The 20,984-nt window shown below is 65.2% G+C and carries 25 protein-coding genes; 10 read left to right on the top strand and 15 right to left on the bottom strand.

Going from position 1 to position 20,984, the window contains the following annotated elements; all coding sequences use genetic code 11:
* The first annotated feature begins 56 nt into the window (after positions 1 to 56).
* The 3 genes from K7G82_RS06610 to K7G82_RS06600 all read left to right on the top strand — a co-directional run bounded on the left by K7G82_RS06610 (position 57) and on the right by K7G82_RS06600 (position 2,927).
* The gene (locus tag K7G82_RS06610; RefSeq protein WP_222989077.1) at positions 57 to 983 is read left to right on the top strand and encodes a DMT family transporter; all 927 of its coding nucleotides are present in this window, start codon (positions 57 to 59) and stop codon (positions 981 to 983) included.
* Between the two features lie 28 nt (positions 984 to 1,011).
* Positions 1,012 to 2,160, top strand: a complete 1,149-nt coding sequence (locus tag K7G82_RS06605; RefSeq protein ID WP_222989076.1) for an aromatic ring-hydroxylating oxygenase subunit alpha — start codon at positions 1,012 to 1,014, stop codon at positions 2,158 to 2,160.
* An 83-nt stretch (positions 2,161 to 2,243) separates the two neighbouring features.
* On the top strand, positions 2,244 to 2,927 hold the full coding sequence (locus tag K7G82_RS06600) for a Fe2+-dependent dioxygenase (RefSeq protein ID WP_222989075.1): 684 nt from the start codon (positions 2,244 to 2,246) through the stop codon (positions 2,925 to 2,927).
* Positions 2,928 to 3,016: 89 nt separating this feature from the next.
* On the opposite strand, the gene K7G82_RS06595 is transcribed toward K7G82_RS06600, so the two are convergent.
* The 4 genes from K7G82_RS06595 to K7G82_RS06580 form a co-directional block, all read right to left on the bottom strand.
* Positions 3,017 to 3,199, bottom strand: coding sequence for a hypothetical protein (locus tag K7G82_RS06595; RefSeq protein WP_222989074.1), 183 nt, complete (start codon positions 3,197 to 3,199; stop codon positions 3,017 to 3,019).
* A 112-nt stretch (positions 3,200 to 3,311) separates the two neighbouring features.
* On the bottom strand, positions 3,312 to 3,962 hold the full coding sequence (locus K7G82_RS06590) for an FABP family protein (RefSeq protein WP_222989073.1): 651 nt from the start codon (positions 3,960 to 3,962) through the stop codon (positions 3,312 to 3,314).
* Positions 3,963 to 4,068: 106 nt separating this feature from the next.
* Positions 4,069 to 4,701, bottom strand: coding sequence for a Vgb family protein (locus K7G82_RS06585; RefSeq protein WP_222989072.1), 633 nt, complete (start codon positions 4,699 to 4,701; stop codon positions 4,069 to 4,071).
* A 31-nt stretch (positions 4,702 to 4,732) separates the two neighbouring features.
* Entirely contained in the window at positions 4,733 to 5,953 is a 1,221-nt protein-coding gene (locus K7G82_RS06580; RefSeq protein WP_222989071.1) for a helix-turn-helix domain-containing protein, read from the bottom strand.
* A 139-nt stretch (positions 5,954 to 6,092) separates the two neighbouring features.
* On the opposite strand from K7G82_RS06580, the gene K7G82_RS06575 reads away from it, so the two are divergent.
* A complete protein-coding gene (locus K7G82_RS06575; protein ID WP_222989070.1) occupies positions 6,093 to 7,373 on the top strand; it encodes an ACS family MFS transporter in 1,281 nt (426 codons plus the stop codon).
* Positions 7,374 to 7,394: 21 nt separating this feature from the next.
* On the opposite strand, the gene K7G82_RS06570 is transcribed toward K7G82_RS06575, so the two are convergent.
* The 5 genes from K7G82_RS06570 to K7G82_RS06550 form a co-directional block, all read right to left on the bottom strand.
* Entirely contained in the window at positions 7,395 to 7,862 is a 468-nt protein-coding gene (locus K7G82_RS06570; protein WP_222989069.1) for a hypothetical protein, read from the bottom strand.
* A gap of 103 nt (positions 7,863 to 7,965) precedes the next feature.
* Positions 7,966 to 8,358, bottom strand: a complete 393-nt coding sequence (locus K7G82_RS06565; protein WP_222989068.1) for a hypothetical protein — start codon at positions 8,356 to 8,358, stop codon at positions 7,966 to 7,968.
* Between the two features lie 50 nt (positions 8,359 to 8,408).
* The gene (locus K7G82_RS06560; RefSeq protein ID WP_222989067.1) at positions 8,409 to 9,755 is read right to left on the bottom strand and encodes a sensor histidine kinase; all 1,347 of its coding nucleotides are present in this window, start codon (positions 9,753 to 9,755) and stop codon (positions 8,409 to 8,411) included.
* Complete coding sequence (locus tag K7G82_RS06555; RefSeq protein WP_343228571.1) at positions 9,752 to 10,426, bottom strand: response regulator transcription factor; 675 nt, start codon at positions 10,424 to 10,426, stop codon at positions 9,752 to 9,754. Before K7G82_RS06555 ends, K7G82_RS06560 begins: the two co-directional genes overlap by 4 nt.
* 222 nt (positions 10,427 to 10,648) lie before the next feature.
* A complete protein-coding gene (locus K7G82_RS06550) occupies positions 10,649 to 11,257 on the bottom strand; it encodes an outer membrane protein (protein WP_222989065.1) in 609 nt (202 codons plus the stop codon).
* 166 nt (positions 11,258 to 11,423) lie between these two features.
* On the opposite strand from K7G82_RS06550, the gene K7G82_RS06545 reads away from it, so the two are divergent.
* The 6 genes from K7G82_RS06545 (at position 11,424) to K7G82_RS06520 (ending at position 16,323) form a co-directional block, all read left to right on the top strand.
* On the top strand, positions 11,424 to 12,305 hold the full coding sequence (locus K7G82_RS06545; RefSeq protein ID WP_222989064.1) for a helix-turn-helix domain-containing protein: 882 nt from the start codon (positions 11,424 to 11,426) through the stop codon (positions 12,303 to 12,305).
* Positions 12,306 to 12,463: 158 nt separating this feature from the next.
* Positions 12,464 to 12,865 carry a GlcG/HbpS family heme-binding protein gene (locus K7G82_RS06540; protein WP_222989063.1) on the top strand — a complete coding sequence of 134 codons (402 nt, stop codon included), beginning with the start codon at positions 12,464 to 12,466 and terminating at the stop codon, positions 12,863 to 12,865.
* Positions 12,866 to 12,915: 50 nt separating this feature from the next.
* On the top strand, positions 12,916 to 13,725 hold the full coding sequence (locus K7G82_RS06535; protein ID WP_222989062.1) for an SDR family oxidoreductase: 810 nt from the start codon (positions 12,916 to 12,918) through the stop codon (positions 13,723 to 13,725).
* Positions 13,726 to 13,783: 58 nt separating this feature from the next.
* Positions 13,784 to 14,317 (top strand): nuclear transport factor 2 family protein, encoded by a 534-nt coding sequence (locus K7G82_RS06530; protein ID WP_222989061.1) that lies wholly within the window; start codon positions 13,784 to 13,786, stop codon positions 14,315 to 14,317.
* A gap of 18 nt (positions 14,318 to 14,335) precedes the next feature.
* Positions 14,336 to 15,169 carry an oxidoreductase gene (locus tag K7G82_RS06525; RefSeq protein WP_222989060.1) on the top strand — a complete coding sequence of 278 codons (834 nt, stop codon included), beginning with the start codon at positions 14,336 to 14,338 and terminating at the stop codon, positions 15,167 to 15,169.
* 110 nt (positions 15,170 to 15,279) lie between these two features.
* Entirely contained in the window at positions 15,280 to 16,323 is a 1,044-nt protein-coding gene (locus K7G82_RS06520; protein WP_222989059.1) for a zinc-dependent alcohol dehydrogenase family protein, read from the top strand.
* A 19-nt stretch (positions 16,324 to 16,342) separates the two neighbouring features.
* Here the strand turns inward: K7G82_RS06520 and K7G82_RS06515 are convergent, their stop codons facing one another.
* From K7G82_RS06515 to K7G82_RS30285, 6 genes are all read right to left on the bottom strand, one after another.
* The gene (locus tag K7G82_RS06515; RefSeq protein WP_222989058.1) at positions 16,343 to 16,753 is read right to left on the bottom strand and encodes an EF-hand domain-containing protein; all 411 of its coding nucleotides are present in this window, start codon (positions 16,751 to 16,753) and stop codon (positions 16,343 to 16,345) included.
* A gap of 416 nt (positions 16,754 to 17,169) precedes the next feature.
* Positions 17,170 to 17,379 carry a hypothetical protein gene (locus tag K7G82_RS06510; RefSeq protein WP_222989057.1) on the bottom strand — a complete coding sequence of 70 codons (210 nt, stop codon included), beginning with the start codon at positions 17,377 to 17,379 and terminating at the stop codon, positions 17,170 to 17,172.
* Positions 17,380 to 17,394: 15 nt separating this feature from the next.
* Positions 17,395 to 18,141, bottom strand: a complete 747-nt coding sequence (locus tag K7G82_RS06505) for a spermidine synthase family protein (RefSeq protein WP_343228538.1) — start codon at positions 18,139 to 18,141, stop codon at positions 17,395 to 17,397.
* A 115-nt stretch (positions 18,142 to 18,256) separates the two neighbouring features.
* Complete coding sequence (locus K7G82_RS06500) at positions 18,257 to 18,481, bottom strand: hypothetical protein (protein ID WP_222989056.1); 225 nt, start codon at positions 18,479 to 18,481, stop codon at positions 18,257 to 18,259.
* Between the two features lie 62 nt (positions 18,482 to 18,543).
* Positions 18,544 to 18,750: a cold-shock protein gene (locus tag K7G82_RS06495; protein WP_222989055.1), complete on the bottom strand. Its 207-nt coding sequence runs from the start codon at positions 18,748 to 18,750 to the stop codon at positions 18,544 to 18,546.
* A 1,242-nt stretch (positions 18,751 to 19,992) separates the two neighbouring features.
* On the bottom strand, positions 19,993 to 20,421 hold the full coding sequence (locus K7G82_RS30285) for a DUF6961 family protein (protein WP_425517249.1): 429 nt from the start codon (positions 20,419 to 20,421) through the stop codon (positions 19,993 to 19,995).
* Positions 20,422 to 20,984: the final 563 nt, after the last annotated feature.

Below are 20,984 nucleotides of genomic sequence, written 5' to 3'. Positions count from 1 at the left end.
TTCGTAGGACGATTCTCCTGATACAGAAATGTTACGTCGATGCAAGAGGGGATACCGTGACGGATCGATTGAGTAGCGGCGTTGCCCGCCAGCAAGGCGGCGGCGGCCAGCTTTTCAGCATCGCGCTGCTGGTGCTGCCGCCACTGATCTGGGCCAGCCTGATCGTGGTGGGCAGCGCATTGTTCGCAGATGTGCCGGCACTTCCGCTGACGCTGTGGAGCTGGGCGGTGGCGCTAGGAGCGCTGCTGCCCTTGGCAGGGCGCGATCTGTTGGCCGATCGCGCGGCGCTGCGCGGCGAGGCACCTTGGATCGCGCTGCTCGGCGCCTGCGGCACCACCTGGTTCCAATATCTCTGGTTCGAGGGACTCACGACCGCGCAACCGGTGAGCGTCGCGATCCTGACCGCGACATTACCGATGATGGTGGCCGCGGCCGCCTGGCTGATCCTGCGCGAACTGCCCTGGCGACCGGTCGCGATTGCATGCCTGCTGACGCTGGCGGCGGGCGCGATGCTGGTGGACCGGGGCAGCGGCGGCGGCATCGGACGCGGCGAGCTGCTGATCCTCGCCGCGAACCTGCTGATGACGATCTACACCATCGGCAGCCGCTTGCGGCGATGGCGCTGTTCGCCGCTCAGTTTCATGACGATCGCGATCCTCGGCGGATTGATCTCGCTGCTGCCGTTCGCGGCGCTGACCGGCGGATTCGGCGCGATCGACGCGATCGCCCGGCATTGGGCGGCGATGCTCTACCTCGGGATCGGCGCCTATATCCTCGCCTATCTCGCCTGGAATCGCAGCCTGATCGTCAACGGCGCCACCCGGACGGCCTTCGCCCTCGCGCTCCAGCCGCTGTTCGGCGCCGGTTTCGCCGCGTGCTGGCTGGGCGCGACCGTGACGCACCTCCATCTCCTCGCGCTGGCGATGACGCTGGCCGCGCTGGCGCTGATCGTCCGTGCGCAGTCGGCGAACCCGAGCAGTTGATCGCACCCTCCTCACATCCGGAGCGCTTATGTCCACTCCCCAGCTTTCGACCATTCTCGATCAGATCGGCGCGCTTGCAGCAGCGCCGGAATCGCGCGCGACGACGCTGCCGCCATCGGCCTATGCCAGCCAGGCGCTCCTCGAACGCGAACGCACGCACATCTTCGCGCGCGAATGGATCTGCGTCGGCCGCGACGACGAGATCGCGGACACCGGCGGCTATTTCACGACCGAGGTCAACGGCGCCCCGGTCGTCGTGGTTCGCCAGAAGGATACATCAATCGCGGCTTTCCTGAACGTGTGCGCGCATCGGGCTTCGATCCTGATCGAAGGCGCGGGCTGCGTTCGCGCGATCACCTGCCCCTATCATGCATGGAGCTATGGCATCGACGGGCGACTGCTCAATGCCCCACGCATGGGCGATGGTTTCGACCCGGCGTCGATCGCGCTGCGGCCGGTGGCGGTGACGCTGTGGAACGGCTTCATCTTCCTCAGCCTCGCGGACTCGCCCGCCCCCCTCCAACCTCGCCTCGCCGGCCTGGACAGCGCGATCGCGGCCTATGGTGTCGGCGCAATGCGCTCGTTGCGCCGCGAAACGCTGGTCTGGCGATGCAACTGGAAAATCCTCGTCGAGAACGGGCTGGAGGCCTATCATCTGAGCGCGACCCATCCGCGAACGCTGGCGCCGGTTTCGCCGGTCAGCCGGGTTCGGATGCAGCCGGGCCCGATCGACTATTTCCACTATCTCGCGGGGCTTGCCGATGGTTATGCGCCGCCGCCGGCCGATCCGGCGATCGCCACGCCCCAACCATATCTCACCGACCATGAACGGCGGACCGCCATTGTCGGCGGGGTCTTTCCCGGGCTGGTCTTCTCCGTCGCGTCGGACTGGGTCTGGTGGATCGCGATGCAGCCGATCTCCGCCAGCGAGGTGCGCATCGATCACGGACTATGCGGCCCGTTTTCGATCGATCCGGCGGCGATCGATCCGACCGATCCCCGCTTCTACTTTCTCGATCTCGCGGCCACCTTCAACGAAGAGGACCGGTTGAGGACCGAAGCGGTCCAGCGCGGCGCGGCCAGCGGATATGGGCAGCAGGCGCCGCTTTCACCGCTCGAGACGGGAACGCACCGGTTCGCGCGATATCTGGCGGACAGGTTGAGCAGCGCCGTGTGATCGCGCGGGAGGCCCGATCATTTCTAAGAACGCATCGCAATAGCATTGACGATTGCACGCCTTGGCAATAGCGCGAAGGCATCATGATGATCGCGATCCCCGAGATTCTCGATGCGGCCGCCCTCGCCGAAGTGCGCGGCCTGATCGACGCCGCGGACTGGATCGACGGCAACGCCACGTCCGGCCATCAATCGGCGCTGGCCAAGCGCAACATGCAATTGCCGGAGGACAGCGCCGCCGCGAAGCAGGCGGGCGCGCTGATCCTCGACGCGCTCGGCCGGTCTCCTGTGTTCATCGCGGCGGCGCTGCCGCTCAAGATCTTTCCCCCGCTGTTCAACGCCTATTCGGGCGGCCAGGCGTTCGACCTGCATGTCGACAATGCGATCCGCATCCGGCGCGGCAGCGATTTCCGCATCCGCAGCGACCTGTCCGCCACGCTCTTCCTGGAAGATCCCGATGCCTATGACGGCGGCGAGCTGATCGTGGAGGACCAGTTCGGCGCGCAGGCGGTGAAGCTGCCCGCCGGCCATATGCTGCTCTACCCGGCATCGAGCCTGCACCGGGTTGAACCGGTGACGCGCGGCCGCCGCGTCGCCAGCTTCTTCTGGATCCAGTCGATGATCCGCGACACCGATGCGCGGCGGACGATGTTCGAACTCGACACCGCGATCCAGACCATCGCCCAGGATCGCGGCCAGGACGATCGCGCGATCATCCAGTTGACCGGCGTCTACCACAATCTGCTGCGCCGCTGGGCCGACGCCTGACGCCTCGGAGTGTGTTTGGAAAATGCGCCGATGGCGCATTGCCGCGCCGGCCTTGAAATATGCGCTTCAGCACATCTCCAAACAGCCTCTCAGGCCTTTCTCAGCGACGGTTTCCTGATGTCGCCGATCGTCAGACCGGACAGGCGGCGCTCATAGCTGCGCGCCAGTTCGATATGCGCGCGATATCCGGCGGGATCAGGGGCGCGTTGCGCACGGATGCGCTCCATCCGTGCGCGCCAGCCCAGATAGCCGCGTTCATTGTCGAGGATCATGGTTCCTCCTTCGAACACCCCCGCGCTCGCCGGCATGATATCATGTTCGGCGCGCGATTCGGAAGGGCGTCCGACGCAGGCAGACCACCCGTCGCCGCGCAAAAGCCGTGGCTCAGTCGCCCTGCCCGTCTCGTTCGATCCGCGCCCAGGGATTGAGATCGGGCTCGCCCACTTTCGTCAGCGTGTTGCGGTCCCGGTGCAGGAACGGCGCATCCTGGCCGCGCACCTGCAACATCGTGTCGGAGACGTAGCTCCACGACCCGTCATCGTGGAAATCGACCTGGATGGTGTAGGAATCGGTGCGAAAGGCGGCTTCGAGAAAGCTGGTGGAACAAATGCCATAGTCGGTCTGCCCGCGCTCCGCCTTCAGCACGAGTTGCTTCGCATCGGGCGCGGCATGGCCCGCCGCGATCGCGATCTGCCCGCGCGGGATCGCCAGCGTCTGCAGGATAAGCCCGGTCGCCGGCTCCCACAGCCAATAGCCGACTTGATCGTGAAAGGTGATCGCCTCCTCGCGCGTGTTGATGTGCACGTGATAGCGCAGGCCGTAGAAAAGCTGCGGCCCGTTCGCCTGCGGATCGATCGGCTGCATTTCGATGCGCTCATAATAATCGCGCTGTTCCGGCCCGTCAGCCTTGGGATTGATGTCGACGCCGCGCTGCCCCTCCCATATGCCGGCCAGGCGACGCAGCGGCCCCAGATTGGCGAGCGTTTCCGGATCGACATCCTCGGGTTCGGTAAAGATGTCGTCTGGAATATCCACGCCCTGCCCTCCGCCGTTGACCGCCGCGATCCGCGGCGGCGATGGCGGGGACATTATGGCAAGATCGGCCGCGCGGCAGCCAAAATCGTAACGGCGGCGTTCCGCTTCAGCGAGGCCGCCGCACGGCGCGCAGCCGGCCGCTGTCGCCGCCGCCGCAGAAGAAGCGATCGCCGCCATCGGATTCGAGCCCCGACACCCCCATGCCCGCCGGCATGTCGATCTGTTCGATCGGGGCGCCGCTGTCCGGATCGATCCGCCGCAGCGCGCTTTCCTCCCCCTCCCAGCAGCCATGCCACAGCTCGCCATCGACCCAGGTGACCCCCGTCACCATGCGGCTGGATTCGATCGTGCGCAGGATCGTGCCCGTTTCGGGATCGATGCGATGGATCCTGCGCGCGCGATACTCGCCCACCCACAGGGACCCTTCCGCCCAGGCAAGCCCCGAATCACCGCCGCCGCCGGGGGCCGGGATGGTCGCGACCACCGCGCCCGAACCGGGATCGATCTTCTGGATGCGGTCCTCGGCGATCTGGAACAGATGCCGTCCGTCGAACGCGGTTCCGGCATGCGCGGGGACCGGGATCGCGCGCGGCAGTTCGCCGCTCTCGGGATCCAGCGCCTGCAGCCGTTCCCCCGCCCCGAACCACACGCGTTCGCCGTCATAGGTGACGCCGTGCACCGCCTCCACATCCGGGAACGGGCCATATTCGCGGATGATCTCGGCCTCTGATCGTTTCATGTCTCGCCATCCTCCAAACTGATGATCGGTCCTAACCGACTGGCAGCGGCCCCGGGAGTAACAAGCTTGTCGTGAAGCCGATGGCGGGCGGCGTCATCCAGCGGCGCGCGCGGCCACGGCCGACCGGCCGCGCCTTGCCCGCCGCCGCCAGCGCATCGAGCGCGCGCTGCACCGTGCGCTGGCTCGCCCCCAATGCGAGCGCGAGCGCGGAGCTCGACCAGGCCTCTCCATCCGCCAGCAGCGCCAGCACCGCGCGGTGATCGTCGTCGATCGGCGGCGCCAGCACGACCACCCGGCGCGTACCGTGCGGCCGCAACGCGAACCCGCGCCCGGTCGCGCTGATCCCGGCCAGCGCCGAGAGCGCGGCACGCAGCCGGCCGATCTCGACGCGCAGCCGCGCGCGATGCGATTCATCGGCGTGACGCGCGCCGAATGCGCCCTTGAGCAGCGCTTCGCGCGACACATCGTTCGGCCATGCTTCCCCCAACAGGCGGGCAAGCGCGAACAGGATCGGCCGCGTCGCCAGCGTGGCGACGCCGCCTGGATCGCGTAACGCATGGCGGCACGCATCGATGACGAGCACATCCGAAGCGAACAACGCCTCCACCTCATCCAACCGCATCACGCGCGCCTCGCCGCCGGTGATCAGCCGTGCCGCCGGCCGGTCGAGGCTGCGCACCGCGCTCTCGACCTCGGCGGTCAGCGCCGGAATATCGGCCGCATCCGCCGCGCGCCTGGCCCGCGCCAATGCGTCGCGCGCGCGTCCGGTCTGGAGACGGCGGAGCGCGATCCCGGCGACGACCAGCGCATGCGCGGCCAGCGAGGCGGGCGGCAAGGGCGCGGGATCGAATCCGGCAAGCAGATGCTCGGCCGCCTCGATCCGGCCGATGAGCAGAAGGCGCTGGATCTGGAGATGGCCCGCATGCGCGGCGTTGACCGGATCGCCCCGCGCCGCGAGCGCCAGCCGCGCCGCGTCGAGACGCTTCACCGGCCAGTTCAGATCGCGCGAGACCAAGGCGATCTCCGCCTCCGCGACCACGCAGCGTGCCCGCGCCACCGCCTGTTTCGAACCGAAGCCGCGCTCGGCGCCCCGCAGCAGGGCGGTGGCGCGCGCATATTCGCCGAGCTGCGCCATGGCGATGCCGCGCAACGCCAATGCCGGCGCATCGTCGCGCAACGCGACGCGGTTCAGCGCGCCGATCGCATCGCCCACCGCCAGCGCGCGCGCCGCCGCGGTGATCAGCGAATCCATGCCGGTCGCGTCCACCCTGTCATCGGCCCGGTGGTAATCCGAAGCCCGTGAAGCGACAACCGATGGACGTGGCGCTTGCGTAACGGCGCCACATCCGATCTATCTGCGGAAACAGGATAAATCAGCGGGGAGGACAAGCATGGCGGCGGGGCAGGCCTCGAAACCGGGGCTGCAGAAACGGCACATCGTGGTGCTGATGTGCGCGATCGCGACCTTCATCTGCTATATCGACAGGGTCAACATCTCGGTCGCGATCATTCCGATGGCCGAGGAATATGGCTGGTCGGGCACCACCAAGGGGCTGGTGCTGTCCTCCTTCTTCATCGGCTATATGGCGGCGATGGTCCCCACCGGCTGGCTCGCCAACCGGATCGGCGGACGGCTGCTGCTGGGCGGCGCGCTGATCGCCTGGTCCGCCTTCACCTTCCTGACCCCGATCGCGGGTTCGATCTCGCTCGCGGCGCTGATCGCCACGCGCATCCTGATGGGCGCGGGCGAGGCGGCGAGCTTCCCTGCGATCTACAATCTGCTCGCGCGCTGGATGCCGGGGCCCGAAAAATCGCGCGCCGCCGCGATCAACCTCACCGGCATCCCGATGGGCACGATCTTCGCGCTGCTCGTCACCGGCTGGCTGATCGAACATCATGGCTGGCAAAGCGTCTTCTACGCCTTTGGCGGGCTCGGCCTGGTCTTCGCGGTCTTCTGGTTCCGGCTGATCCATGCGCGGCCGGCGGTGCATCCGACGATCAGCGCGGAGGAACGCGCGCTGCTCGCGCCGATCGAGGCGGAAACGGGCACGGTGCGCCAGCCGATCCCGTGGCGCGTGCTGCTGTCGCACAAGGCCGTCTGGGCGCTGATCATCAATCATTTCTGCAACAACTGGACACTCTACCTGATGCTCGCCTGGCTGCCGAGCTACTTCCGCGACGTGCAGCACATGTCGGTCGCCGGATCGGGCCTGTTCGCGATCGGCCCCTGGATCAGCCAGTTCGTGGTCGGCAATGCCGCCGCCGTCGTCGCCGACAAGATGATCGCGCGCGGCGCGGACGTGACGCGCGTGCGGCGCATCATGCAATGCGGCGGGCTGCTCGGCAGCGCGGCCTTCTTCCTGCTCGCGCTCCAGGCGACGACGCCGGCGATGGCGCTGTTGTGCATGTGCGGCGCGCTGGGCGTCGGCGCGCTCGCCTTCGCCGGCTTCGCGGTGAACCATCTCGACATCGCGCCACGCCATGCCGACGTGCTGTGGGGCATCACCAACACCGCCGGCACCCTGCCCGGCATCATCGGCGTCGCGGCGACCGGGCTGCTGCTCGACCTGACCGGCGGCTATACGGCGACCTTCCTGCTCGCGGCGGGGGTCAATGTGCTGGGCGCGGTGATCTGGCTGGCCTGGGGCACGGGGCGCCGGATCATCGACTGATCCGGCGCCTGCGCGCCTCCATCATTCGCAGCGATGGAAGCGCCCGTCGCTGGCGCGATAGCTGTCGGTCCGCTCGTCATAGTTGCCGTAGCGGTCGATGCAGTGGCGGCGGCGTTCGCGCAGTTCCTTCTTCTTCTTGCCGTCCTTCGCGACCGCCGCGATCACGCCGCCGATGATCGCCGCACCGACCACGCCCGCGACGACGCCCTCTGTCCTGGCATCGTTTCGCCGATCGCGCTCCCTTTCGCGTTCGTGATGACGCCAGGCGCGCCGGTCGCGATCGCGCCGGCCCTCGCAGCGCGCCCGGTCGCGCCCGTGCAGGCGGTCGCAGCGATCGAAGGACGGCTCCATCGGGCGGGGCGGCGGGCGATGGCTCCATCGCCGATCCTGCGAATCCTGCGCATGCGCCACGGAAACGGACGGTACGGCGTCGGCAAGCCAGGCGAACGCGCCGATTGCCAGCGCGCATCTTCTCAAACGAGCGACCATGTCTCTACTCCGAACTGGCGGCCAAGCGGGCCGCGCTCCGAAGACAACATGACGGACATTGCGGGGAATTGGCGCCGGCCGCCGGGCCGCCCTGAAAGCGGGTTCAGCAGCCGGATGCCGGCTTCTCGAAACCGTCGATCAGCCACCCTTCCGCCGCGCGGCGCGCGTAGAAGGTGTAGAAGCAGCGCTGGGTTTCCGTCGTCGACGGCGCGAATTCGGTCGTGATCTCCTGCCGGGGCCTTCGCCTCCCCTTTTCCTCGACGGTCGTCGTCGTCGCGCCGAAGGCGGTGACGGTGCTCTCCTCAAGCCATTGATAGGCGCGGCGCCCGCCCGGCAGGTCGCGTACATCGACGGGCGGGCCATATCTGGCCATCACCGCTTCCGGCGGGCGGCCGACATAACCGCGCATGATATCGGCCGAGCAGCCCGCCAGCACCGATATCGCCAGTAGCAGGGCGGCGGGCACGGAAAGACGGGTCGGGCTGTGGCGTTTCATGAAACCTCGCGATCGGATCGATCGCGGCAGCCAACGCCATCTGCATTGCGTCAGGCTGGCAGCGATCGCGTCGCCGCGAGAAATTCGAGCCGCATCGTCGCGCCACCGTCGGGGGCGTCCGACACCTCGATCCGCCCATGATGCCGGTTCATCACCTGCCGCACCAGATTGAGGCCCAGCCCTGCCCCGGTCGACCGCGCGCGCAGCCGATAAAAGGGCTCGAAGATCCGCTCGCGCTCATGATCGGGAATGCCGGGCCCATTATCCTCCACCTCGACGGCGCAGCCCTGGACGCGGATGACGACATGGTCGCCGCCATGCTCGATCGCGTTGCGGACGAGATTGCACAGGATGCGTTCGATCGCACCGGCATCGCCCCAGACCGGCGCGTTGCCCAGGTCTATCACCTCGACCTCGCAGCCATTGGCGATCAGGATCGGCGCGAGATCGGCCGCGACGGTCTGCGCGATTAGCCCCAGATCGACACCGCGCGACAGCGACACGCCCTTGTCGATCCGCTGGAGATCGACGAGCTGCTCCGCCAGCGTGCCGAGCCGGCCGACATCGCGCCCCAGCCGGTTCACGATCCGGGCATCGTCCAGCCCCTCGATCTTGGCCTGCAGGATCGCGATGGGCGTGCGCAGCTCGTGCGCCGCATCGACGACGAAGCGCTGATGCCGGTCATATCCCTCGTCAAGCCGGTGCAGCGCGCCGTTGATCGCCCGCACCAGCGGAATCACCTCCGCCGGGATATTCTCTTCGGCGAGCCGGTATCCGCGCCGATCGGTATCGATCAGCTCGGCTTCGCGGGCGACGGTCGCCATGCCGGCAAAGGCCCTGCTCACGATCCACGGGATCGCGATCACGGTGATAACCGCGAGCAGCGCCAGGATCGGGATCATCAGCAGGTTGGAGAGGAACAGCACGACGAAGGTCAGGCTGAACAGCCGGCCTTCGCCAAGCACGGTGAAGCGCCCCGCCGGCCCGTCGGCCTTCCGGATGACCGCCGAAAGCTCCGATGGTTCGCCCAGATCGCGAATGTCGGCGAAGCCCACGCGATCGAGCTGCCGGCCGAGCGCCCGATAGGGTTCGGGCACGACGCCGGCCTGGATGATCTCGCCGCGGCCGCTGCGCGCAACGAACCAGTAATCGGGCACGGCGGCGCGCAGCGCCCTCATCTCGTCGGTTTCCCTCAGTTCCAGCCGGCCATCGGGCCGCCGCGCGATCGCGCGCGCCGCGATATCGGTGATCTGGGGATCGACCAATGCGCCGCCCGTGTCCGCGCGGATCAGGAACGCGACAAAGGCCAGGCCGAACATGAACAGCACGACGATATGGAACAGCAGAAGCTGGACGATCAGCCGGCGCTTGAGCGATCGCGGCCTGCGGCGCTTCATGACGCGCGACGGAGGAGGTAACCGACGCCCCGGATCGCGTGGATTTCCACTCCCGCCCCGGATTCCGCCAGCTTCTTGCGCAGCCGCGATATGTGCGAATCCAGCGTGTTCGACTGGATCTCGTCGTCGAAGCCATAGACCGCCTGTTCGAGCGCGGGGCGTAGCACGGTGCGCCCGCGCCGCCGCATCAGCGCGGCCAGCACGCGCAATTCACGGCGCGGCAGGTCCAAGCGGATATCGCGCACATGCGCCTCGTCATGCGCCATGTCGTAGATCAGCTCTCCCAACTGGACCTGTTCGGCGGCCAGGGTCGCGGGGCGGCGGCGCACCGCCCGGATCCGCGCGAGCAATTCCTCCATCGCGAAGGGCTTGGCGAGATAATCGTCCGCGCCGTGATCGAGGCCGGAAACCCGATCGGCGATGTCGCCGCGCGCGGTGAGCACGATCACCGGCACGCCGGGATTGCCGCGCCGCAATTCGGGCAGCAGCGAAAGCCCCTCGCCATCGGGCAGGGTCCGGTCGAGCAGGACGAGATCGTGGTCGCCATCGATCGCGGCCTCGCGCGCATCGGCGAAGCTGTGGACATGATCGACGACGAAGCCCTCGCGCTCCAGCACCGAACGAAGCGCCGCCGCCATTTCCATCTCGTCCTCGACCAGCAATATCCGCACCAAGGCTGCTCCGTTTTCGTTGATTGAGCCGTATCGGGGACGACAGGCCGTCGCGCCGCCGCCGGGGCCAGGCCCAGGGCCGATCCGGGACCGGATCGACCCTGGGCATTTCGCCGGCGGGCGAGTCCGCCCGCCTCGAAATCGCTGCATTTACTCACCGCGATTTCCAAGCCGGCGGGCGGGTCCGCCCGCCTCGAAATCGCTCTAGAGACTCAAATCGCTCTAGAGACTCATCGACATTCCAAGCTGGGTGCGCGACGCGCGCAGACCGTCACGGTAATTGACGCGGTTATATTCGGCACGGACGAAGATGCCCGGCGCGATCGCGGTCTCGATGCCCCCGCCATACAGCAATCCGCTCTCGGTGGCACCGGTGCGGATGTCCTTGACCGTGGTCGCCACGAAATCGGTCTTCTCCCGCACCCGCAGCCAGCTATATCCGACGCGGCCGTAGAGCAGGACAGTGTCCGCCGGCAGGATGCCCGCGCGGCCCGAGACATCCCAGCTCCAGCCGGGCGTGAGCGAATATTCGCCCGTGGCGCTTTTGGCGCGCAGCCGCTTGCCGCCCCGGCCGAGCCCGGCTTCGGCGCCGATGACGAGCATATGCCCCAGCTCCATGTCGAAGCCGGCATGACCGCGATAGCCGAAGCCCGCCCGGTCCCTGTCGATGGTGGTGCCGATGCGGGTGAGCGGATATTCCGCCTCGTGCGAACGATAATCCGCCGACACCCCGATCTTCATGCCGCTGAAGCTGCCTTCATCCGCGGATTGCGCGAAGGCGCCCGCAGGCACCATCGCGCATACTGCCGCAACAAGAATTCGACTCTTCATCTGTCATTCCTTCACTGTACCTTGATCGGCCGCTCGCATCCGAGGCGGCGGCCGCCAGCCTCTTCCACCCGTTGCGTTGCCGCGGCATTGCGCGCGGTCGATCGGTGCGCGCACCGGATGTTGCCACTGTGAAACGAATGGATAAGATGGCCGTCTGAGGATCGGCATGGCGATCACGACGCACGGCGACCGGAAATATCATAGAAGCGAACGGCTGAGCAGCGCGGAGGCCTGGCCGTCGCTGCGCGTCGAGCATCGACGGCTGGAGGGCGGCGCGCAAACGGCGGTCACCCCCGAATGCACGGAGATCGTGCTGATCCTGTCGGGGCAGGCACAGGTGGGCCGCACCGGCGACGGCAATGCGCAGGAGGGTATCGCGCGGCCGGGCACGAGCTGGATCGTGCCCGTGGGGACGGATGAAAGCAGGATCGAGCTTTCGGGTCCGGTGGAGAGCCTCCACCTGTTCCTGCCGCCCACGCTGATGGAGACAAGCGCGCTCGCCGATTACGATATCGACCCGGCCAAGACCCGGCTGGCCTATGCCGGCGGTTTCGCGGACGCGACGCTGCAACAGATCGGATCCGCCTTCCGATCGATGCTCGATCGCCCGCCGCAACCGACCGATCGCCTGTTCATCGACGGCATGCAGGTGGCGCTCGCCGGGCACCTGATCGGGAATTACACCGTCGATCGCTGGCAGCCCGCCGCCAGGGCGCCTTCGCTCGATCAGAAGCGGCTGAAGCGCGTGCTGGACTTCATCGAGGCGCGGATCGCCGAAGATGTCACGCTCGACGATCTCGCGGCCGAAGCCTGCCTCAGCCCGTTCCACTTCTCCCGCCTGTTCCGGGACGCCACGGGGCTTACGCCGCATCGCTACATCACCGATCGGCGTGTCCAGGCCGCCCGGCACAAACTGGCCCTTGCCCATTCCTCGCTGGTCGAGATCGCGCTCGACACCGGCTTCGGTTCGCAGGCGAATTTCATCCGCGTGTTCCGCAAGGCCACCGGCCTGACCCCCGGCCAGTATCGGGAACTGCATCTGCGATAGACGGCCGCCGATCCGCACATCGGCAAGATCGGTTCAAGAGCAAGATCTGCGCATCACTCCGCAGGATCTGGAAATACCGGCCCGCGCCCGCCGCCTAAACCTGCCTCATCGGACGGGAACACCATCCCTTCCGATCCTCGCAAGGCAGGAGAAACACCATGATCACCACCGATGCCGCCCGCACCATCATCGCCGCCGGCGAGGCGCGGGCCACTGAAATCGGCGTTCCGGTCAACCTCGCGGTTCTGGACGCCGGCGTGAACCTGAAGGCCTTCGCCCGCATGGACGGCGCCCTTCTGGGGTCGATCGACATCGCTCTGGGCAAGGCCCGTACCGCCGCCCTGTTCGGCATGCCCACCGAAGCGATCGGCGAGTTCTGCAAGCCCGGCGGCACTTCGCCCGGCCTGGAACAGACCAATGGCGGCCTGGTCGTCTTTGCCGGCGGCCTTCCCATCCGGGATGCCCAAGGCACGCTGATCGGCGCACTCGGGATTTCCGGCGGCGCGGTCGCCCAGGACCTCGACATCGCCAGGGCCGCGCTCGCGGCGCTCGGCAACTGACCACCAACCATCACAGCCAACTCAACCCATCAAATCGAAAGGACATCATCATGACCACCAAGACGATCCTCATCACCGGCGCAGGCTCTGGCTTCGGCAAGGGCGCCGCCATCGGCATGGCCCGGAACGGCCACACCGTCATCGCCACCGTCCAGGTCTCCTCGCAGGTCACCCCGCTGCGCGAGGAAGTGGAGGCCCTGGGCCTGGAGGACCGGGTTCGCGTCGAGCGGCTCGACCTGACCGATCCCTACGACATCCGCCAGGCGCAGAGCTGGGACTTCGACGTGCTGTGGAACAATGCGGGCATGGGCGAAGCCGGGCCGGTCTGGGAGATCCCGGTGGATCTGGTTCGCAGGAATTACGAGGTCAACGTGTTCCTGCCGCTGGTGCTGACCCAGGGCGTCGTCCAGAAATGGGTGCGCGAGGGCAAGCAGGGCAAGGTGGTCTTCACCTCGTCGATGGGCGGGCTGTTCACCCCGGCCAACTGGGGCACCTATGTCTCGACCAAGCATGCGCTGGAAGCGTTCGCCGAGGCGATGCAGCAGGAACTGGCCGCCTATGGCATCAAGGTCCAGACGATCAATCCCGGCGCCTATTACACCGGCTATAACGAGACGATGGCGGACAATCCGTTCCGCTGGCTCGACGACGAGAAGAACTTCACCAAGCGCGCCGATCTGCGCAAGGGCTTCGACGATTTCTTCGCCACGCCCGAAGGCAAGATGGACCCGCAGGAGATGATCGATCGCATGATCGAGATCGTCCCCGCCGACGAAGGCAAGTTCCGCAACGTCGTGCCCCAGGTGATCGAGGACATGCTGAAACAGCACCAGCTCGACGCCTGGGAAAACCGGATCTGATCCCCGCTGCCGGGGCGGCTTACCCAGCCGCCCCGGATCTTTCGAAAGGAACCATGCCATGCTCGCCCATCTGAAATCCCGCACCCGCCGGATCTACGACGCCGCACTGGGCGTCGGCGCCACCGCGCTGGCGCTGTTCGCATTGCGGCCCACGGCCCTGGCGCAAACGCCGACCGAGACCGAGAAGCGCAACCGCCATGCCGTCCAGTCGAGTTTCGACGCCTGGCGCGCCGGCACCGGCAGCCCGTTCGACCTGCTCGCCGACGATGCGCGCTGGACGATCGAGGGCCATTCGGTCGCGTCGAGGACCTATCCCAGCAAGGCGGATTTCATGCGGGAGGTGATCCGGCCGTTCAATGCGCGGATGCAGTCGCCGCTCAGGCCCAGCGTCCGCAATCTCTATGCGGACGGAAACACCGTCGTCGCCTTCTTCGACGCGCGCGGCACCGCCCTGGACGGCAAGCCATATGTCAACACCTATGCCTGGTTCCTCGACATGCGGAACGGCCGGATCATCAAGGCCTCGGCCTTTTTCGACGCCATCGAATTCAACGAACTCTGGGCCCGCGTCGCGCCGGCCCCTGCCAATTGAACGGAAAGGACACCCGTCATGAAAACCTGGTTCATCACCGGCGCGTCACGCGGCTTCGGCGCGCGGATCGCCGAACTGGCACTGGCGCGGGGCGACGCCGTCGTCGCGACGGCGCGCAACCCGCAACGCGTGACCGAACGGCTGGGCACGCATTCCAGGCTGCTGGCGATCGCGCTCGACGTCACCGACGAAGCGCAGGCAAAGGCCGCGGCGGACGCCGCCATCGCACGGTTCGGGCGGATCGACATATTGCTCAACAATGCCGGTTTCGGCCTGCTCGGCGCGGTCGAGGAGGCGACCGCCGGGGATGTCGAGCGCCTCTACCGCACCAATGTGTTCGGGCTCCTGAACGTCACGCGCGCGGTGCTTCCCCATATGCGGGCGCGGCGGTCCGGACGGATACTCAACATCTCGTCGATCGGCGGCTATCGCGCCGGTCCGGGTTTCGGCGTCTACAGTTCGTCCAAATTCGCGGTGGAAGGGTTGTCCGAATCGCTTCACGCCGAACTCGCCCCGCTCGGCATCCATGTCACGGTGGTCGAACCCGGCTATTTCCGTACCGACTTCCTCGACGCGACGTCGCTTTCGGTGAGTCCGCACGCGATCGCGGACTATGCCGGCACCGCGGGCGCGGTGCGGGCGCGCGCCGCCGGCCTCAACCATGCCCAGCCGGGCGATCCCGACCGGCTGGCGCGCGTGCTCGTCGAATTCGCCGATGCGCCGAACCCGCCGGTTCGCCTGCCGCTGGGCAGCGATACGGTGGCGGCGATCGAGGCGAAGCATCTCTCCGATGCCGCGATCCTCGCGCAGTGGCGCCCGGTTTCGATCTCGACCGATTTTCCCGGCGCCTGAACCCGATGCGAGCGGCCGCGACGGTGCGGCCGCTCAATTTTCCGCTTGGAACCGGGCGGCATCCTGCCCAAGAGCATCCCGTCGATGACGGAACGAAGGCGGATCCCAGGATGAAGGCGATGTTCTACGATGCGTTCGGGCGGACGCCGACGATCGAAACCCTGCCCGATCCGGAGCCTGGCGAAGGCGGCGTGGTGATCGAGGTCGGCGCGACGGGCATCTGCCGCAGCGACTGGCATGGCTGGATGGGGCATGATCCCGATATCGGCCTGCCGCACGTGCCGGGCCATGAGCTTGCCGGCCGCATCGTCGCGATCGGTCGCGACGTCCGGCGCTTCGCCATCGGAGACCGGGTGACGGTGCCGTTCGTTTCCGGCTGCGGCCGCTGCGGAACCTGCCATTCGGGCAACCAGCAGATCTGCCCCAGCCAGTTCCAGCCGGGCTTCACCCATTGGGGATCCTTCGCCCAATATGTCGCGCTGGATTTCGCCGACACCAATCTGGTGGCGCTGCCCGACAGCGTCGACGACGCCACCGCCGCCAGCCTGGGATGCCGCTTCGCCACCTCCTTTCGCGCCGTCGTCGATCAGGCCCGGTTGAAGCCGGGCGAATGGATCGCCGTCCATGGCTGCGGCGGTGTCGGCCTGTCCGCGATCATGATCGCGGCGGCACTGGGCGCGCATCCGATCGCGATCGACCTGGCGGACGACAAGCTCGCCTTCGCCCGCGAATGCGGCGCGGTCGCGACCGTCAACGCCGCCGATGTGCCGTCTGTCGTCGAAGCCGTGCGCGAGATCACGGGGGGCGGCGCGCATGTGTCGATCGACGCGCTGGGGCATCCGACGACCTGCTTCAACTCGATCCAGAATCTGCGCCGGCGCGGCCGGCATGTGCAGATCGGCCTGATGGTCGGCGACGAAGCGACGCCCAGGATCCCGATGGCGCAGGTGATCGGCCACGAGCTGGAGATCTATGGCAGCCACGGCATGCAGGCATGGCGCTACGACGCCATGCTGGCGATGCTCGAATCCGGCAGGATCGCGCCCGGCGCGTTGATCGGCCGGCGCATCGCGCTTGCCGAGGGGATCGACGCGCTCACCGGCATGGGCACCTCCGACGCGGTCGGCCTGAGCGTCATTACGGACCTGGGCTGAAAGCCGTTCGCCGTCCCGGTCAGCGCCCCATGAAGAGGGAGGCCACCGACTGTTCCTGAAGGCTCGCGACGCCATCCCGGTTCGCGTCGGCCATGTCGAACAGTTGAAGCGGCCGGGCCTGCGCTTCCTCCGGCGTCACGCGGCCGTCGCCATTTGCATCCGCGCGCTCGAACCAGCGGCGGCCGATATAGCCGAGCCCCGCGCCGGTCCTGTCGCCCTGGGCCGCGCGATAGGCCTCATACTCCCTGGGATCGACATGCCCGTCGCGATTGACATCCATCTGCGCGAATTGCCGCTTCACGAAAGCGACCACCTCCGCCCGCTTGATCGGACGCTCCCCCAGCGCGATCGCCGACTGCGCGGCCGTGGGCGACGCGAACAGGGCTGGAGCGCCGATACACAGCGCGATGGCGGCGATAATCCGGATCATGCGTCATTCCTTCTGAAAGGCGCACATTGATCGCCCATGGCTGTCGGCAATGTGAATGATCCGGCATGGGTGCCGTTTTGGTCGCAACGCCCATACGTCCACGCGGCATCCGCAGGTCGGCCTGATTCCACCAGCTTGGGAAGCGCAAAAAGGTGCTGCTGCTTAGATGACTCGAACACCTGACCCTCGCATTACGAAGGCCTCTCCAGAATTTGCGAAGTACGTTGGTTTTCTGCGGTTTTCAGGCTGTAATGGCAGGTAGATTTGGCTTACCCACGCCAGACCCAAACTGGCCCGCGTACGCCTCTGGGCGTTTTCCTACTGAAAGCGCTTTGGCCCAATGAAAATCGAAAATCCGACCTGCGCTGGACCTGCGATGCCTCATCCGGCACCTTGGCTTTGCACTTGGGAGCCTGTCACTTCGTAGCGATTTGAGCCGCCTCGACGCGGAATGTTTCCTTCACAAACGCGCGCGCCGCAGCCTGGGTCCGAAACACATCGTCCAGCATTTCACTCGACACGAGAGGATAGCCCTGCGAATTGAACCGCGTTGTGCGCACGGTAACCCTGAAAGCTCCGTCTTCATCCTTCGACAAAAGATAGGGGCGGACGACCTTTGACGACATAAAGTTTCTCCGAAACTATGAGCCTGAGAATCTGATCGACTCCGACGCGAGTCGTTTAGCCGCCAGCCAAATGACGTGAGGCGGATACTGTTCGTCCCCGCTATCCACGCTGACGACTTCCAGTTCGAAACCCGCCGTCCGAAGCCTTTCCGAAAAAGCATCGTCAGGATATGCCGACCAGACCGCGAGCATGCCGCCCGGCCTGAGTGCGGCATAGGCTGCCTTGAGTCCCCAGTTGCAGTAAAGCCGCTCATTGGCTTCGCTTACGAGGCCATCCGGACCATTGTCGACGTCAAGCAGGATCGCGTCGAACTTGGAGCGACTTTCCACGATCATATCGTGCACATCCCGAACCTCGATCGACACTCGCGGATCTCCGAGTGAATCCCCGAACATGTGGGCGAGAGGACCGCTGGCCCAAGCCACAACCTTCGGAACGAGTTCAGCTACGACTATGGTCGCAGTGGAAGGCAACACGGAGCGCGCGGCGGCGAGCGTGAAGCCCATGCCCAATCCACCGACCAGTACACGATCAACACGTGCTCCCAACCGATCGAAGACGAGCGTCGCCAGGGCCCTTTCTGAATGATAATCCCAGCTACCCATCAATTGCTCGTCACCAAACAGAATTTCATAATCCTGCTCGTGACGAAGAAGATGCAAATAGCCGCCGCCGGGGATGGCGGCAGTGTCGATGATCACCCCCCATGGTGTCGGGTCTTCCTCGCACGCACCGTCCGGCCTGGACAAAGCCAGGCTCACATGCCGATCCCGCAAAAAGGAAGGCATCCGTCGCGTCCGCGACAGCCATAGTCAAAAATATCGATTACCTCAGATTTGGATTGAGCACCGCTGACGACCGCTGCGTACAGCGCACTCAGACTGTCGCGCACCCTTGGTCAGGATTTTCACTCAGTCCAGCAAGCAGCTTTTCGGACGCCGCCTCTATACGCGCTTTCTCCGCGCGCTCGCTGCGAGCCGCAAAAGCCGCCCACGTATCAGCGGCGCGCTGACAGCGCTCGCGAACATTTTCAAGCGTCGCGTTATCGGCAGCAATTTGCTGCAGAGCCGCCTGCTCCTGGTAGAACTGCAAAGACAACATGACGCCTCCTGATCCCCTGAAAAACTGGCGGAGATCCTGAAACCTCCGCCGGTCGAGCATCCTCAGGCAGCCTGCAGGTTCACCGCCGAAGTTTTGCCACGACGATCCGTCTCCAACTCGTAGGAGATACGCTGGTCCTTATCGAGCGTGCGCATTCCGGCGCGCTCGACAGCGCTGACGTGCACGAATGCGTCATTGCCGCCGCTCTCCGGCGCGATGAAGCCAAAGCCCTTGTCAGCATTGAAGAATTTAACGGTTCCGGTGATCATATGGATATCCTTTATCCCATGCGTGACGGGCATGCGCCAACAGCGGCACATCCCGGCGTCGTGAGGCTAGAAAGGGACAAAGGGGAGCCAATAGCGGCCCGATATCCGTCGCAGGCGACGTCAGCTCCTTAAATCATAGGGCCAATCCGAAAAAAAGATAGCCCGACGGCAAGAGAACCCGAAAAAAATTCTAAAAAAAATAAATTTGAAGCGCGCAAGCAGATACGCGGCGTCATTCGGATATCCATGAATTCATCACATCATCATGATTTTGGCATGATCATCAAAGGTCCAGATATCAACTGCATATGCTGTGCGAATAATATCGAATATTCGAAATGAATACAGGCTGGTGTGCTCGATCATTGGCAACGGATTGCATCACCAGAGACAGTGGCCAACTTCCTGGGGATCGCCGTGAAGCACGACATCAGGTATCGCCGACCAGCGTTTCCGCACGACCGGCTGACAGCGAGCTTCAGCGAGAAATCGCATTCTACAAGACGACGATACGGCGTGGTCAGGATGTGATCGCCGAGGTGAAATCGCGCTGGCGCTACGTTGATTTTACCGCCCGTAGCCCGACGCGGGTTTCCGATGAAATCGTCCGCTCCCCGAAACTGCTTCCGCCTCAGTCCGGAAGTCATAAGCGATGCATTGCGCTGGATTGTATTATCAAGTCCTGCCGAAGCGCCATGACAGGTCGCAGGATCGGTCGAACCACTGCCCTGGACACAACTGCGGGCGGGAAACCTGCATGAATACAGCCCAAGCTCGACTCGCCGTATTGCTCACCATCTGCTATCAGCGGACATCGTTGAAACCGACCGAGCACGTCAGCGACCGGGAGCATCTGCAAAGCTCTCGCTTGAAATAGGTTAGGCGCAAGCGCCGACCGCGTTGACGGAGCGTCAGTTGCATAAGCCAGAAGCCCAGTTGGGCGACCTTTTATGTTCATGCGGGGCGAAGGGCCACGCGCGATGGTCACAGAACAGGGATTCCGTTGGCACAAGGGGCGAGGTTGTCCCTGTTGCCTTCCTGATCATCGGACGGTTCACGCTGGCCGTGAGTCGCGGAGGCGTCCCACCGCTATATCGCTGCGGCCGTTGTGACCGCTCCTCCATGGCCATGCCTCGCGACTGGCCGGATCAGGGTCACGCGAACGATTCCTGAGCCATCCGCGCCGACAATGATCTCGGCCTGACAGGTTTTTGGTAAGGATGGGAGCAAGGCAAGCGACCATCAGTTCGACTCGGAGCCGTTCTCCGGCCCCATCAACTGGATCAGCTTTTCAGCGATATCACCCCAGAAGATCAGGGCATCTTCATCACCTAGCCTTCCAAAATGATGGACCCGTTCCTCGACAACATCTCCGACGCGACCACCATGCTGCGCCAGAAGCCTGACAGCGAAAGCCCATCGCTCCTGATCGTCTACGCGCGACAAGCTGGCAGTGAAAGCTGTTGAGACGCCTGAGCAGTCCGCTTCACCTTGCGCTCCGCCAATCGCAGCCAGGTTTCTGCAGCCTCCACATAAATCCGTGCGCGGTTCGGCACTTTTTCGGCCTCCGCTTGGCGCATTGCCGTGCGGGCACGCGCAATGAGATCTTCGCGCGTCTCCCGAGTCTGGCTGACGCCTCTCATCCGATTTGCCCTTGGGCGATGGGCGCATCGATCAGCCTCGCATAATGCTTCGCGAAAGTCATATGGGTGAGGCGGACCGCTGGATCTTCAGCTCGTTCGGCAGCTTCACGACACTCGCGTTCGCGTCGCGAGAGATAATCGTAATGATTTTCCTGGGACATAAGGAGCCTCCGGCTTTCACAAGCGGCGGCTCAACAAAATTACCGTCATTCGGCATCAGCTTGTGGGGAACAGCGACACCGATGAAGGGATGATACATGATTTTTACCGATGAGTCCTAATCCAAATCAAAATATATTCATATCATCGGAATTTCTTTTATTTTTTTGGTCTTCCACTGATATTTCGCTTCAGCACCACGAAACTTGACCGGGACTCGACGACAAATCGTCATCATCACCCCGATGTCCGAATCAATGAGTCGATATCAGGACGACCGATGCACTCAATCTGTTTCGCCTGGTTTAGGCCGTGAACTCATAAATTGAAAAGACTGGGTTGGTCGCCGTCATCGAGTGGACAGGCGTGCGCTTCGTGCGCAAAGTGAAGACATGAAAAAGCTGGCTGCAATCTATGAACGGAAGGGGAAGC

The organism is Sphingomonas colocasiae (assembly GCF_019880585.1).
GTDB classification, from domain to species: Bacteria; Pseudomonadota; Alphaproteobacteria; order Sphingomonadales; family Sphingomonadaceae; genus Sphingobium_A; species Sphingobium_A colocasiae.
This window is presented reverse-complemented; position numbering and strand designations above follow the sequence as displayed.